This is a genomic window from Spirosoma luteolum (assembly GCF_054778875.1).
The window spans coordinates 143,367-156,734 of the sequence record NZ_BAAGZE010000022.1 but is presented as its reverse complement, the minus strand read 5'-3'; the positions used below and the strand labels follow the sequence as shown (position 1 = coordinate 156,734).

General features: G+C 61.5%; 14 protein-coding genes. 6 read left to right on the top strand and 8 right to left on the bottom strand.

Annotated elements, in window-relative coordinates; translation table 11 throughout:
• Positions 1 to 98: 98 nt before the first annotated feature.
• Positions 99 to 1,472: an ethanolamine ammonia-lyase subunit EutB gene (locus tag ACYVAC_RS19900; protein WP_461099548.1), complete on the bottom strand. Its 1,374-nt coding sequence runs from the start codon at positions 1,470 to 1,472 to the stop codon at positions 99 to 101.
• 232 nt (positions 1,473 to 1,704) lie between these two features.
• Between ACYVAC_RS19900 and ACYVAC_RS19895 the strand changes: the two genes are divergently transcribed.
• Together ACYVAC_RS19895 and ACYVAC_RS19890 are read left to right on the top strand one after the other, a co-directional pair.
• Positions 1,705 to 1,959, top strand: coding sequence for a hypothetical protein (locus ACYVAC_RS19895; RefSeq protein ID WP_461099547.1), 255 nt, complete (start codon positions 1,705 to 1,707; stop codon positions 1,957 to 1,959).
• A complete protein-coding gene (locus ACYVAC_RS19890) occupies positions 1,956 to 2,378 on the top strand; it encodes a hypothetical protein (RefSeq protein WP_461099546.1) in 423 nt (140 codons plus the stop codon). Before ACYVAC_RS19895 ends, ACYVAC_RS19890 begins: the two co-directional genes overlap by 4 nt.
• A gap of 201 nt (positions 2,379 to 2,579) precedes the next feature.
• On the opposite strand, the gene ACYVAC_RS19885 is transcribed toward ACYVAC_RS19890, so the two are convergent.
• From ACYVAC_RS19885 to dusB, 7 genes are all read right to left on the bottom strand, one after another.
• Positions 2,580 to 3,734, bottom strand: coding sequence for a hypothetical protein (locus ACYVAC_RS19885; protein WP_461099545.1), 1,155 nt, complete (start codon positions 3,732 to 3,734; stop codon positions 2,580 to 2,582).
• Positions 3,735 to 3,864: 130 nt separating this feature from the next.
• The gene (locus ACYVAC_RS19880) at positions 3,865 to 6,471 is read right to left on the bottom strand and encodes a hypothetical protein (RefSeq protein WP_461099544.1); all 2,607 of its coding nucleotides are present in this window, start codon (positions 6,469 to 6,471) and stop codon (positions 3,865 to 3,867) included.
• Between the two features lie 209 nt (positions 6,472 to 6,680).
• Positions 6,681 to 7,241, bottom strand: a complete 561-nt coding sequence (frr, locus tag ACYVAC_RS19875; protein WP_461099543.1) for a ribosome recycling factor — start codon at positions 7,239 to 7,241, stop codon at positions 6,681 to 6,683.
• A gap of 127 nt (positions 7,242 to 7,368) precedes the next feature.
• Positions 7,369 to 8,097 (bottom strand): UMP kinase, encoded by a 729-nt coding sequence (pyrH, locus tag ACYVAC_RS19870; protein WP_461099542.1) that lies wholly within the window; start codon positions 8,095 to 8,097, stop codon positions 7,369 to 7,371.
• Between the two features lie 88 nt (positions 8,098 to 8,185).
• The gene (locus ACYVAC_RS19865; protein WP_461099541.1) at positions 8,186 to 9,145 is read right to left on the bottom strand and encodes a sugar phosphate isomerase/epimerase family protein; all 960 of its coding nucleotides are present in this window, start codon (positions 9,143 to 9,145) and stop codon (positions 8,186 to 8,188) included.
• A 40-nt stretch (positions 9,146 to 9,185) separates the two neighbouring features.
• On the bottom strand, positions 9,186 to 9,683 hold the full coding sequence (locus tag ACYVAC_RS19860) for an acyl-CoA carboxylase biotin carboxyl carrier protein subunit (protein ID WP_461099540.1): 498 nt from the start codon (positions 9,681 to 9,683) through the stop codon (positions 9,186 to 9,188).
• Between the two features lie 171 nt (positions 9,684 to 9,854).
• A complete protein-coding gene (gene dusB / locus ACYVAC_RS19855; protein WP_461099539.1) occupies positions 9,855 to 10,847 on the bottom strand; it encodes a tRNA dihydrouridine synthase DusB in 993 nt (330 codons plus the stop codon).
• Positions 10,848 to 10,969: 122 nt separating this feature from the next.
• On the opposite strand from dusB, the gene ACYVAC_RS19850 reads away from it, so the two are divergent.
• From ACYVAC_RS19850 to ACYVAC_RS19835, 4 genes are all read left to right on the top strand, one after another.
• Positions 10,970 to 11,923 carry a lysostaphin resistance A-like protein gene (locus ACYVAC_RS19850; RefSeq protein ID WP_461099538.1) on the top strand — a complete coding sequence of 318 codons (954 nt, stop codon included), beginning with the start codon at positions 10,970 to 10,972 and terminating at the stop codon, positions 11,921 to 11,923.
• A gap of 24 nt (positions 11,924 to 11,947) precedes the next feature.
• Positions 11,948 to 12,166: a putative signal transducing protein gene (locus ACYVAC_RS19845; protein WP_461099537.1), complete on the top strand. Its 219-nt coding sequence runs from the start codon at positions 11,948 to 11,950 to the stop codon at positions 12,164 to 12,166.
• Entirely contained in the window at positions 12,147 to 12,980 is an 834-nt protein-coding gene (locus tag ACYVAC_RS19840; RefSeq protein WP_461099536.1) for a phosphatidate cytidylyltransferase, read from the top strand. The genes ACYVAC_RS19845 and ACYVAC_RS19840 overlap by 20 nt, the downstream gene beginning before the upstream one ends.
• A 128-nt stretch (positions 12,981 to 13,108) precedes the next feature.
• A complete protein-coding gene (locus ACYVAC_RS19835) occupies positions 13,109 to 13,363 on the top strand; it encodes a hypothetical protein (protein WP_461099535.1) in 255 nt (84 codons plus the stop codon).
• Positions 13,364 to 13,368 lie beyond the last annotated feature (5 nt).

Sequence of the window (13,368 nt, the reverse complement as noted above, 5' to 3'; positions counted from 1 at the left end):
TCGGTATGGGTGCAAGGTAATGAATTGGCGGCTTCTTTGCCACGGCGTACCGCAGCCGTCGGGCCTTAACGGATGGGGGCGGCACAGGGGCCGTGGCTTCACAGCCCGGTCAGCAGGGCATGGCTGGCTTTAACGCCGAGGAGTTGCCCCTGTTCATTCATAAGCCCCATCGACAGCAGCCACTGCTCGAATTCGGGCGCGGGCCGGCGGTTCAGCAACTGGCGGATGTAGAGCGCATCGTGGAAACTCGTGCTCTGGTAATGCAGCATCACATCGTCGGCCCCGGGAATCCCCATGATAAAGTTGATGCCCGCTACGCCCAGCAACGTCAGCAGGGTATCCATATCATCCTGGTCGGCCTCGGCGTGGTTGGTATAGCAAATGTCTACCCCCATCGGCAGGCCCATCAGCTTGCCGCAGCAGTGGTCTTCGAGCCCCGCCCGGATAATCTGTTTGCCATCGAACAGGTATTCGGGACCGATGAAACCGACCACCGAGTTGACCAGCAGCGGATCGAACGCCCGGGCCACGGCGTAGGCGCGCACCTCGGCCGTCTGCTGATCGAGCCCGTGGTGGGCGTTGGCCGACAGGGCACTCCCCTGCCCCGTTTCGAAATACATGGCCTGGGCGCCCACCGTACCCCGGTGCAGGGCGCGGGTGGCGTCGAACCCCTCCCGCAGCAGCGACAGACTGACGCCAAACGACGTGTTGACCGCCTGCGTGCCACCAATGCTCTGAAACGCCAGATCGACCGGGGCCCGTTGTTCGATGGCCTGCAGCGTGGTGGTCAGGTGGCTCAGCACGCAGGTCTGGGTGGGAATGGCAAAGCGCTCGCGCACTCCGTCGAGCAGGTGCAGCAGCCGCACCGTCGACTGCACGTGGTCGGTGGCGGGGTTGATGCCGATTACCGCGTCGCCCGAGCCGTAGAGCAGCCCATCGACCAGACTGACGGCGATTCCCTTCGGGTCGTCGGTGGGGTGGTTGGGCTGCAGCCGGGTACTGAACCGGCCGCGCAGGCCCAACGTGTTTCGGAAGCGCGTCACCACCTCGCATTTGGCCGCTACCGTAATCAAATCCTGATTGCGCATCAGCTTCGACACGGCCGCCACCAGTTCGGGGGTCAGGCCCGGCTGCAGCCGCGTCAGGTCGGTTGTCGTGGTCGTATCGGCCAGGAGGTAATCGCGCAGTTCCCCCACGGTCAGGTGCGCAATGGGGGCAAACGCCGTCAAATCATGGGTGTCGAGGATGAGCCGGGTCACGTCGTCCAGCTCGTAGGGCACCACGGCCTCATTCAGGAAGGTCGTAACGGGCAGATCGGCCAGGGCCAGCTGGGCGGCCACGCGCTCTTCGGCCGACCGGGCGGCTACGCCGGCCAGTTCATCGCCCGACCGGCGGGGGGTGGCCCGGGCCAGCAGCGTTTTCAGGTCGTCGAACACGTAGGTGTGCTGACGCAGGGAGGAACGGTACGACATGGTGTATGGGTCAGAAGGGGCAAGTTACGCCCAATCGGGTCGGGGCAGGCCCCGCTCAGGCAGTTTTTCTACCAATCCGGCGGGTAGTATCCACAGCCCACCGTACGTATAACTCCCTGATTTAAAAAGCCGTAGTTCGACGCTTACGCGCGTTTGGCCCGCCCGTTACCTTTGTTACGGGCTATCCATCAGCCCAGTTACCCTTTTCTTCCATCATTCACTACACAACTCAATGGAAAAGACCCCCAACACCTCCTTCATGGCGCTGCTCGACGGCGTTACGCTGACGCCCGACCAAAGCAAACGCATCTCGTCGGGCATTCAGGAAGTGGTTATGCGCGAACTGGCCGGCATCGACAACCACGCTGAGTTTACGGTGGCCAAACGGTTTCAGGTCGACCCGAAACTGGTTATCAACAAGGATATCCTGATCAACGGCATCCGGATCAAACTGCTCAAGGACCTGGTCGGTCAGCCGCACGTATGAAACCAGCCCCGGCCGCTCCTGCTCCCCTGTGTCCCAGCTACGTGGCCCGGCCGGGGGCGCGGCTGCTGGGCATCGTGGGCGCCGACGGACGGGTGGCGCTGCTGACAACGCCCATCCGCATCGACGCCACCTTCGTGACCGAAGCCCGGCGGGGCCGCCCCCCCGAAGAACGGTTCCGGTTCAGTGGCACCTGCATCGAGCGGGGTTGTCACCAGTGGGACGAGGGCGCGAAGCGCTGTTCGCTCGCCGACCGGCTCATCAGTGCCCAGCCAGCCTCGACGGCCCCCGCCGACTGCCCCATCCGAAGCCAGTGCCGCTGGTTTATGCAGCGCGGCTGGGCCGCCTGCACCATCTGCCCCGACGTGATCCGGCACGCCGAAACCGCCCGGCTTACCGAGCCGGCTAAGCCCCCCGCCTGACTGGCGAACCCGACCCGCACGACCCCAAACCCGCGGGGCTTCCTGATGGCGCAAGCCCGGGTAGCCCCGCGCCTGTTTTCAGGTCCATCCATCCCCCGCTCCGAAAACAGGCGAGCGCTACGGATGCCCACACACATCAGCGTGGTGATCAGAAGAGCCTATTTACACTTGCTGCCAGCAACCGGTTGCGGGAACGCCCCGTCAGGGATATAGCTGGAGCTGGCCGGCAGGTATCGAATACTGGATTTTCCCGTCGAGCTGCAGGGTTTGGGCCTGCGCCGGGCTGTCGATCGTGATGCGCTGGCCCGCCGAAATCTGAACCGGATCGCAGGGAAACGGCACCCGCCCGCACGACCAAAGGGCCGGATTGGACCAGTTGCCCGACGCGTTGGCCTGACAACGGCTAGAGGGTGTGAAGTCGCCGGTGTGGGTTGTGGTGTTGAGCCGGATGCGCCCCGCGTTGGTAAACCGCACCGACTCCGAACCCGATCGGGCGGGCTCGGTCAGGAAGCGAGTGCCGGGCGTTCCGACAACCGGTCGGTCGCGATACGGACATTCGACCGTACTGGCCGCAAAGGCGTATTCGCCCCAGCCCGTGGCTTCGTGTCCATACAAAAAGGCACCGTACCAGGCATAGCTGAACCGGGCCGCGTCGTAGGCGTTGGCGTTGTTGTTCGTTGTGATCGACAAAATCCGGATACCGAGGCTCCGCTGATAGGCCCGCGTCCGGTCGGCCCGGCTTTGCCAGAACGCCGGGTCCTGAAACTGCCCTTCGGCAATCAGGTTGCTTTCCAGCAGGTAGCAATCGGCAGCCCCCAGCACCGGGGGCACGCCGGTGGGGTTGTAGGCAGCATTGGTCTGCCGGCCCAGCACGTCGTCGGGATTCCAGCCGTTGGCGACTACCGGCAGTCCCTGCGCGTGGGCATAGGCCACCGCGTCGTTCTGCCGTTGCCGGCTCACGCCGTGATCATAGCCAAAATCGTCGAAGAATATACCGTCGATGCCCGCCCGTTTCCAGCGGTCAATCCGGTCGCGGAGCTCGGCCGGGGTTCGGTTCTGCGTCCCGTTGGTTACGCCCAGATCGACATATCCAAAAAACCGGACGCCCGCCGTCGTAGCACTGTTCAGCAGGCTGACCATGGCCGCGTAATCGGGGTGACTGTCGAACTGGTAACCATCGCCCAGTACCACGTAGTCGTAGCGTGCATATTCCGCAGCCGCCCGCCCCGCGTCGTAGGTTTTGTTGATGTACGACGGATAGCCGTAGTAGATCAGCAGTTTTTTGGGTGGTAGCTGCGCCCGTACCGGCACCGCCAGCAGCCAGCCAACCAGGAAAACAGCGTACCCGTGCCTCATACCCGAAAGTGCCGTCTGCCCAGTGGATTAGCAAGCCCCGCCCTGTCGTTTTAGGCAGCGGTACACAAAAACGGGGTGCGCCCCGCCCAGTCGGCAGAACGCACCCCGGTGCCCAGACCTGGCCTGGGGTCTATCGTTTCTTCGGGCGATTTTTCGAATCGTCGGTCAGTGGCTGGCCCACCGGTGCTTCGGGTACCGCCGGCGTATCGACCGGCGCTGAACCGGCAGGTACGGAACCGGTGCCCCGGCTGGCGCTGAACGCGACGAAGCCGACCAGACCGATCAGCAGTACGTTGCAGATCAGGTCGATGGTGTCGCCGGTTTTGGCGAGGGGCGGGTCAAACCGGAATTCGACCGTGTGTTTGCCCGCCGGCACGCGCATGGCCCGCAGCACATAGTCGGCACGGAAGTGGGGCGCGGGTTTACCATCGATAAACGCCTGCCAGTCTTCCTGACCGCGGTAGTAGACTTCCGAGAATATCACCACGCCTTCGCGGGCGGCATCGACCGAGTAGGTAAGCTTATCGCCATGGTAGCTGGTGAGCTGTACCGAACTGCCCGTATGATCGAGCGTAGCCGGCAACCCCGACAGCTGGCCCATAAACGACTGCCCCACCACCGCCGAGTCGCGGGGATTCAGCGTTTTCATCAGCGCCAGTTCGGCATCGGCATCGGCAGCCGGCACCACGGTGCTCACAAACCAAGCAGCCCCCAGCGCCTGCGGGTTGGGCAGCGCCTGCGGCCCTGCCGGCTGCTGCGGGTTGTTGGGGTCAGTGGGCTGGGGCTGCTGAATCACGTATTTCACGTTGAGCATATTCAAAATGCCCAGCGTATTGGCCTGGAAGGCGTAGGTCATCAGCTCATTGTACCGGCGCAGCTTGGCCGCGTGGTACCCCCCCACCGACCGGTGGAAATACGAGGCCCGGTTGCTGCTCATGAAGTCGGGCGTCTGGTCGAACACCCGGTAACCCAGCGACCGATCCTGCATGATCTGGTGATCGGCTGCGGTGGGCGAGAACACCTCGGCAGCCTGCGTTTTGGTGATAAAGTCGGCGCTGTTGAGGAACCGCTTGTCGACGGCAAATAGATCGAACACCACCAGCGCCACGATAAGCGGGTAGAACAGACCGGGTTTCAGTTTACCCGTCAGCAGCGCCCACACCAGCCCGGCCGCCAGTACGATCAGGATAACCGACCGAAAGGCATCGGCCCGCAGCAGACTCTGCCGGTCGGCCATGAGTGCCGTTTTGAATTCATTGGCGGCATCGCCAAAGTAGCTCTGCATCCGGGGCAGATCGAGCGCCGTCTGGAAGTCGAAGAACGCACCCCCCATCACGGCCAGCACCAGGGCTACGCCCGCCGTCAGACCCAGGCTGATAACCAGCGGCTGTTTAAGCTGCCCGAATGTCAGCTTCTGGTCGACGATGGCCTGCAGGCCGAGGGCCGCGCCCACCGCCATAAACAGCTGGGCCAGGCAGAGCGCCATGGTCATGGCCCGGAACTTGTTCAGATACGGCAGGTAGTCGAACAGCAGTTCGTTGAACCACAGCAGGTTTTTACCCCAGGCCAGCACAATCAGCAGCCCGGCCGCACTCAGCAGCCACCACCGCACAGGACCGCGCAGCACGAACAGACTCAGCACAAACAAAAACAGCAGGGCCGCCCCGGCGTAGGCGGGTCCACCCACGGCGGGCTGATCGCCCCAGTATGTCGGCGCTCCCCGTTCGGCAAACTCTTTGGCCGCGCCGGCTTCGACACCCCGCCCGACGAGTGCCTTGTAGAAATCGGAACTCGTCGACAGGCCGCCCCCCGATGCGCCCCCGTAGAGGTTCGGAATTAGCAGCGTGAGGGTTTCGGCTTTGCCGTAGCTGTAACTGAACGCATACTCCTTGTCGAGCCCCCCCTTCGATTCGCTGGCGCTCGACTTGCCATCGGGGTTGGTGGTTTTGGCCGTCAGTTCCGACGTGCCCCGGATGGTTTCTTTGGTGTACTGGTTGAGCACCAGCAGGCGCTTGCCAAAGCTGCCCGCGCCCAGCGCGCTGGCCAGCCCGAAAGCCACCAGTCCGAACAGCAGCTGGCGGCTCCGGCCCGCCCGCAGCAGCGCCACCCCCTCGAATACGAGGTACAGGCCAATGGTCAGAAAGAGGTAATAGGTGATCTGGATGTGGTTGGCACCGAACTCCATGCTCAGAAAGACGCCCGTAACGGCGGCCCCCAGCCAGTAGCGGCCGCGCAGGCAAAGCACCAGCCCGGCCAGTACGCCGGCCCCGTAGCCCAGGGCCAGAATTTTGGAGACGTGGCCGGCTTCGAGGCTGATGATGCTGAACGAGCCCAGCCCGTAGGCAGCCGCGCCCAGCACCGCCAGCCAGGGGTTACAGCCCAGCACCACCAGCAACAGGTAGGCGCTGGCCATCATGATAAAGACCAGACTGGCGAAGGCGGGCAGTACGCTCTGCACCGCCGTAATGGCTTTGTAGATATAAATGTGGGGGTAATCGAAGTCGATCATGTAGGCCGGCATACCGCTGAACAGGGCATCGGTCCAGAGGGGTTTCTGCCCCGTGGCCTTGGCCAGTTCGCGGATTTCCTGCGCCGAGGCCGACGCCTGCTGCACATCCATCAGGGCCAGCGTTTTACCCGACAGCACGGGCGAGAAATACACGATCGACAGCACAAGCAGCCCCAGCACCGCCAGGATATGCGGCAGGTAGCGTTGAAGAAAAGACGGTTGGTTCATGGAGAAAAGACGGTACGTCGGGCAAAGATAGGCGTTTGCCCCTATTTGCCCCTAAACGCCACCGCCCGGGGGTGGATTGTGGCGATGGGGACCAATGCGAAAAATCAAACCTGATTCAGCGTGCCGGCCTGTTCCGTTCGCGCCCCCACAAAAAAAGGCGCCCAACCTCGGAGCGAGGATGGGCGCTGGATGGATGAATCCGGCGGTGATTAGACCGACAGGATATCTTTCTCCTTGGCGGCAAACGTTTCGTCGACGCGGGCGATGAACGCGTCGGTCAGTTTCTGCACCCGCTCTTCGCCGATCTTCACGGCATCTTCCGATACGCCGTCTTTCACCAGCTTGCGGATACCGTCGTTGGTGTCTTTGCGGATGTTGCGCACGTTGACTTTGGCGACTTCAACCTCCTGCTTTACTTTTTTTACCAGCTCGCGCCGGCGCTCCTCGGTCAGCATCGGAATGCTCAGCCGGATAATTTCGCCGTCGTTGTTGGGCGACAAACCGAGGTTGGAGTTGCGGATGGCTTTTTCCACTTCGCCGATGAGCTTTTTCTCGAACGGCTTGATCGAGATGGTGCGGGCGTCGGGGGTGTTGATCGCAGCCACCGTGTTGAGGGGCGACAGCATACCGTAGTACTCCACCTGAATCCCGTCGAGCATGCCGGCGTTAGCCTTACCGGCCCGGATTTTGGTCAGTTCGATGTTGAGGTGCTTGATCGCCTTCTCCATCGTATCCCGGGCGTCGTCCAGATATAATTCGATTTCTTCCATTTGTACCGTCTGTTTTATAGCAATGGCGTTGGGGCGTTGTACAGGTATCGGGTTGCTGGCGCGACCGCCCATCCGGCGGTGGCAACGTTACGACGCGATATAACCAGACAACGAATCAACTGTACAATCACACATTCGAGGTAATGAGGGTTCCGGCCGTGTCGTCGCCCATCACCACCCGCATCAGGCTGCCCGTCTGGTTCATGTTGAAGACGATGATAGGCAGGTCGTTTTCCTGGCAGAGGGTGAAGGCCGTCAGGTCCATCACGTTTAGTTTCTTCTCGTAAACGTCGTCGAACGAGATCGTCGTGTAGCGGGTCGCGGTTTTGTCCTTCACCGGATCGGCCGAGTACACCCCGTCGACCTTGGTACCTTTCAGCACCACGTCGGCTTCGATTTCGATGGCCCGCAGGCTGGCGGTCGAATCGGTGGTGAAGTACGGGCTACCGGTGCCGGCACCAAAAATCACCACGCGTCCTTTTTCGAGATGCCGAACGGCCCGCCGACGTACGTAGGGTTCGCAGACCTGCTCCATCTTGATGGCCGACATCACGCGGGTGTACATGCCGTGCTTTTCGAGCGAGCTCTGGATGGCCATGGCGTTGATCACCGTAGCCAGCATCCCCATGTAGTCGCCCTGCACCCGGTCGATGCCCGAGCGCTCGCCCGACACCCCGCGGAAGATGTTGCCCCCGCCGATAACAATGGCAACCTGTACCCCTAAGTCAACAACTTCTTTGATTTCTTTGCTGTACTGTTCCAGCACGACAGGATCAATATTGTAGCCGTTTGGGCCAGCCAGAGCCTCTCCGCTCAATTTGAGCAGAATGCGTTTATACTTCGTCTGTGATGTCATGGGGATACTTTTTGCAGCGCAAAGATAGAAAAAACCCGCGGGCGACCCAGCCCGTTCCCGCAAAATGGTCGGCCGGGCCGTTGCGGGTTCAGATCGCGGCCCAGAGCGCCCGTACCCGCGCCAGATCCTGTCTGAGGGCGGTATAGACTACCGACGGCGGTACGGTGAGGGTTCGGGCGCCGTGTTCGGCCCCGCCCAGCGGGTGTTCGGCGTGCAGCACCACCGGCCCCCGGAGCCCGCTTTGTTTGAGTAAGCGGAAATAAGCCGGGAAGTCGACCATACCCGCTCCGATGGGTGTGTCGATTACCTGCCCACGGCCGGCCACCCGCTCCCAGCGCATGTCTTTCAGCACGATCGAGCGGATGCGGGGCGCCAGCAACCGAAAACCGGTGGGCCACGATAGACCCCCTTCGACGGTGGCGTGGCGGATGTCGTACTGCACACCCAGATGCGCCGGGTCGGCCTGGTCGATGAGTTGCGCCAGCTCCCAGGGCGATGCGCCCACCCGTTGCCCGGCGTGGTTCTGGTAGCAGCCCACCAGCCCTAACTCGCGGTTCAGGGCCGAGAGGGCCGCCAGCTGATCGGCAAAACCCCGCAGGGCGTCGGGCAGCGAACCCCGCTCCGGGTAATGGTACCAGTTCAGGCGGTAGTGCGTAATGCCCAGCCCGGCCGCCGTGGTGAGCACCCGCCGGTCCAGTTCGCTGCCGGCATCGCTCACGGCAGTGGTGATCTGGACCGCCAGCAAACCCGCCTTCCGGATAGCCGCCACGGCCCGGGGCAGTTCCGTTTCGACCACCTTCGGCCGAACGTGTCCATCCGGCCGCACCGTCAGGTCGACCCCCGTGAAGCCCAGTTCGGCCGCCACGTCCGCCAGTTCGTCGTAGTCGAGAAACTGGAGGTGTTTCGAGAAGAGGTGTACCGGCAGGGGCGCAGTGGTGCCCGGAGGGGTGCGAGCGCCCACGGCAGCAGCCACCGGCGGCACCGCCAGCAGCCCCCCTGCCCCAACGGCAGCGGCCAGAAACTGCCGGCGCGACACGAAATCGATCATACAGCTGGGGGTTGAGCCGCGGGTCGGGCCGCCGTGTCGATCAGGCAAATTCGATCAGCACCTGTCCTTTTTCAACGCGGTCGCCTTTGGCAATGCGAATGGCCTTGACGGTGCCTTCGCCGGGGGCTTTCAGGTTGTTTTCCATTTTCATGGCTTCCAGAATCAGGAGGCTGTCGCCTTTCTGCACCGTGTCGCCGGGGGCCACGCTTACGCCCACGATCAAACCCGGCATGGGCGCTTTCAGATCGGCGGTGCGGGCCAGGGCGGCATTGCTCATGCCCATCTGCTCGAGCAGCCGGTCGAACCGGTCTTTGAGCGAAATGGTATAGGCGTGGCCGTTGATGAGCAATTGCACCGTTTTGGTAGCAGGATCGATGGTCTGCACCTCGGCGCTGTAGGACCGGTTCTGGTGCAGGATGTGGAACTGCCGGTCCGACTGCTTCAGCAGGTCCCAGGTAAAGGGCGCGCCGTTGAGGGTGGGGCCGTCGGCTGTAAAATCGATGGTCAGGGGCTGTTCGTTGATGGTTGTTGTGTACATCGGTTCAGGACGGTGTTTGTTGATAAAAGCACCGGTGCGGATGCCGCTACCGGTTGCCCGACAAAACTAGGGAAACCCCGGCACGAATGCATACCCCAGACAAAAGCCGCCGACCGCCCGGCTCTATCGTCCCGGCCGTCGGCGGCTTTTGTCCGGTTACGGACCCGTCGATCAGACGAGTTGACCCACGCCGTAGACCTCGGCAATTTCGTCGAGCACGGCGCTCGTGCCCACGTAGGTGTCGGTGGTTACGAGCCGCTGCCGGAACGGTTTGAAATCGGGTAGTCCCTTAAAATAATTGGCGTAGTGCCGGCGCATCTCGAACAGTCCCACAATCTCGCCCTTCCACCGAATCGAGAAATCGAGGTGCTGGCGGCATACGGCCACCCGGTCGGCAATGGTCGGTGCGGGCCGGTGCTCGCCCGTCCGGATAAAATGTTTGATCTCATCGAACACCCAGGGATGGCCAATGCTGGCCCGGCCAATCATGACGCCATCGACCCCGTAGCGGTTCTTGTATTCGACCGCTTTCTCGGGCGAGTCGATGTCGCCGTTGCCGAAGATCGGGATAGTGATGCGGGGGTTCTCCTTGATGCGGCCAATGAGCGTCCAGTCGGCTTCGCCCTTGTACATCTGCACGCGGGTGCGGCCGTGTACGGTCAGGGCTTTGATACCGATATCCTGCAGCCGCTCGGCCACTTCGCCCACGTTTTTGGTGCTGTCGTCCCAGCCAAGCCGGGTTTTTACGGTTACCGGCAGGTGCGTGGCGCGTACCACGGCATCGGTCATGCGCACCATCTTGGGTATATCCTGCAGCAGGGCCGCGCCGGCACCCCGGCAGGCCACGTTCTTGACGGGACAGCCGTAATTGATGTCGATCAGATCGGGGTTGGCCCGGCTCGCAATGCGGGCACACTCGCCCATGGTTTCCACGTCGGAGCCAAAGAGCTGAATGCCGATGGGCCGTTCGTATTCAAAAATATCGAGTTTCTGCACGCTCTTGGCGGCATCGCGGATAAGTCCTTCCGACGAAATAAACTCGGTGTACATCAGATCTGCTCCGTTGGCTTTGCACACCGCCCGAAACGGCGGATCGCTGACATCCTCCATGGGTGCCAGCAGCAACGGAAAATCAGGAAGTTCTATGTTGCCAATCTTGACCATACAATCCGTTGGCCGCCCCCAGTGGCAGGGCCGGCCCGCTTAGTTCAATTTAGCACAATCCGAAGGTCAATTAGGTTCCCTTTTGCGGATTATACGAACGAGTCTGTAAATTTACCGGAAATATGGATGCAGCCTATACCGTTTCTTCCCCTTCTTCGCGACCCCCTACCCTCGGCGGCCTGATGCTGCTGATCGGGTTTATCCTGATGGGGGGTGTACTCAGCACGCTGCTGCTCTTCGGGGGGCTGATGCTGGCCGACGGCGTGTCGTTTACCGCCATCCAGGCCCAGATTCAGCAACTGGCCACCCGCCCCCAAACCGTAGCCAACGGCTGGTACCGGCTGATGGTGCTGCAGGCGATCAACCATCTGGGTTCGTTTCTGCTGCCCTCACTGGCCTACTGGTACTGGATCGAGCGGCAGCAGTGGTCGCGGTTTAACCGCCGGTCGCTGGCAACAGTAGCCGGTTTTCCGCTGATCGTCGCGCTGATCGTGGTGTTTTTCATGCCATTCGACGGGCTGATCATCGACTGGAACCAGCACCTGCACCTGCCCGATACCCTGGCGCCGGTCGAACGCTGGATCCGCGCCAAGGAAGCCAGTCTGGAGTTGGTCACCAAGTTTCTGACCACCTTTGCGTCGCCCCTGCAGCTGGTGGTGGCCCTGGTGGTGATTGCCGTTATCCCCGCCATTGGCGAAGAAACCCTGTTTCGTGGCATCCTGCAGCGCAACCTCGCCATCTGGACGGGCAACGTACACGCGGGCATCTGGCTGGCTGCTTTTTTCTTCAGCGCCATCCACGTACAGTTTCTGGGTTTCTTTCCCCGGATGCTGCTGGGTGCCCTGTTCGGTTATCTCTACCTGTGGTCGGGCAACCTTTGGGTAGCCATTCTGGCCCACTTTGTCAATAATGGCGTTACGGTAGGGATGGTGTATCTGTACCAGCAGCAGCTGATCCCCATCGACATCGAACGTACCGAGTCGGTACCGGTGCTGGGAGCCCTGATCGCAGGCGCACTGACCGCCGGACTGCTGGTGTATTTTTACCGAACCAACCACGATCAACCAGGCGGCTAACCCTCGCTACTCCCCCTTTTTCGCATGACAGACCGCTGGGAATCTATTCTGACGACGCCCCTGCCCCACCGGGCCGAACTGGCCAAAGCACTGCTCCTGGAGCACGACATTCAGGCAGTGGTAATCAACCGGCAGAGCAGCAGCTACCCCGTTGCCGGCCTGGGTAACAGTGAGGTCCACGTGATGGCCAAAGACGCCATCGTAGCCAAGATTATTCTGGAGAATGAAGCAAGCTTTAGCTAACCTGACCAACCTGCAGCAGCGGGTTATTGCGGCCGTTGCCGGCGTACCGTTCATTTTGTTTATGATCTGGTACGATGCCTGGACCTTCGCCCTGCTGTTTACCCTCGTCAGCGCCCTCACCCAGCGCGAATTTTACCGCCTGCTGGGCCTCGACGGCTTTCAGCCGCTGACGGCCTACGGTACGATCGTAGGCTGCATCATCTGCGTGCTGGCGTATTTCGTCGAAACCGACCAGATCAGCACCGGCAGTTACTTTATTATCTGCCCGGCCTCGTCGATGATTTTCCTCATCAAGCTCTATAAAAAGCGCGACATGAAGCCGTTTACCAACATCGGCTTTACGTTTCTGGGTATCATCTACGTGGCCATGCCGTTTGCCCTGCTCATCATTCTGGCGCTACGCGGCAATACGTACCATCCCATCATCATTACGGGCTGCCTGCTGCTGCTATGGGCCAGCGACATCGGCGCTTACTTTGCCGGCACCTACTTTGGCAAGCGTAAACTCTTCGAGCGGGTGTCGCCCAAGAAGTCGTGGGAAGGCGCGCTGGGCGGGGCCGCAGCTGCCGGGCTGGTGGCCCTGGGGCTGGCCTTTTACGACAATGAACTACGGCCCTGGCAGTGGTACTGCGTCGGCGGCATCATCGTTGTGACGGGTACCTACGGCGATCTGGTTGAGTCGCTCTTCAAGCGCAGCATTGCCATCAAAGATTCGGGCACGAGTATTCCCGGCCACGGCGGTTTTCTCGACCGCTTCGATGGGTTGCTGCTGGCGGCTCCGTTCATCATTACGTTTCTGAAACTGTTTACCTAGTCGCCGGGGTGGTCTGGCTCAGGGGTCGATCGGGCGTGGGCAACCAACCCCCGATCGACCATTTTGTTTAGCATAACCTAAACACGGGTTTCGGTGTTAGACTGGTTACAAACAGCGACTATACGACCATGAACACCGAGCCAACACCATCTGCTTCTCCTGACGAACACCACGAGCCCCTTCACCACCTCGACGAAGCCTTTGCGCAGTCGAATGTAGCCCAGCTGCGCTACGCTGTCGCGCAGGCCGTTTATGGCGAGGTATCGCCCGAAGTTGCCGCCGACCCCGACAAGGCGCATACCATTGAGGTGCTGACCACATTGGGGCAGATGGGCGCACTAACCGAGATGGATATCGACGAAGCCAAAAAGGAGTACAAATAGAACAC

What these genes read in the sequence shown, in the direction of transcription:
- ACYVAC_RS19845 (WP_461099537.1), top strand. Translation starts at nt 11,948, where the DNA reads ATGACAGACCGCTGGGAATCTATTCTGACGACGCCCCTGCCCCACCGG.
- ACYVAC_RS19880 (WP_461099544.1), bottom strand. Translation starts at nt 6,471, where the DNA reads ATGAACCAACCGTCTTTTCTTCAACGCTACCTGCCGCATATCCTGGCG.
- ACYVAC_RS19850 (WP_461099538.1), top strand. Translation starts at nt 10,970, where the DNA reads ATGGATGCAGCCTATACCGTTTCTTCCCCTTCTTCGCGACCCCCTACC.
- ACYVAC_RS19835 (WP_461099535.1), top strand. Translation starts at nt 13,109, where the DNA reads ATGAACACCGAGCCAACACCATCTGCTTCTCCTGACGAACACCACGAG.
- ACYVAC_RS19840 (WP_461099536.1), top strand. Translation starts at nt 12,147, where the DNA reads ATGAAGCAAGCTTTAGCTAACCTGACCAACCTGCAGCAGCGGGTTATT.
- ACYVAC_RS19860 (WP_461099540.1), bottom strand. Translation starts at nt 9,683, where the DNA reads ATGTACACAACAACCATCAACGAACAGCCCCTGACCATCGATTTTACA.
- ACYVAC_RS19900 (WP_461099548.1), bottom strand. Translation starts at nt 1,472, where the DNA reads ATGTCGTACCGTTCCTCCCTGCGTCAGCACACCTACGTGTTCGACGAC.
- dusB (WP_461099539.1), bottom strand. Translation starts at nt 10,847, where the DNA reads ATGGTCAAGATTGGCAACATAGAACTTCCTGATTTTCCGTTGCTGCTG.
- ACYVAC_RS19890 (WP_461099546.1), top strand. Translation starts at nt 1,956, where the DNA reads ATGAAACCAGCCCCGGCCGCTCCTGCTCCCCTGTGTCCCAGCTACGTG.
- ACYVAC_RS19895 (WP_461099547.1), top strand. Translation starts at nt 1,705, where the DNA reads ATGGAAAAGACCCCCAACACCTCCTTCATGGCGCTGCTCGACGGCGTT.
- pyrH (WP_461099542.1), bottom strand. Translation starts at nt 8,097, where the DNA reads ATGACATCACAGACGAAGTATAAACGCATTCTGCTCAAATTGAGCGGA.
- frr (WP_461099543.1), bottom strand. Translation starts at nt 7,241, where the DNA reads ATGGAAGAAATCGAATTATATCTGGACGACGCCCGGGATACGATGGAG.
- ACYVAC_RS19865 (WP_461099541.1), bottom strand. Translation starts at nt 9,145, where the DNA reads ATGATCGATTTCGTGTCGCGCCGGCAGTTTCTGGCCGCTGCCGTTGGG.
- ACYVAC_RS19885 (WP_461099545.1), bottom strand. Translation starts at nt 3,734, where the DNA reads ATGAGGCACGGGTACGCTGTTTTCCTGGTTGGCTGGCTGCTGGCGGTG.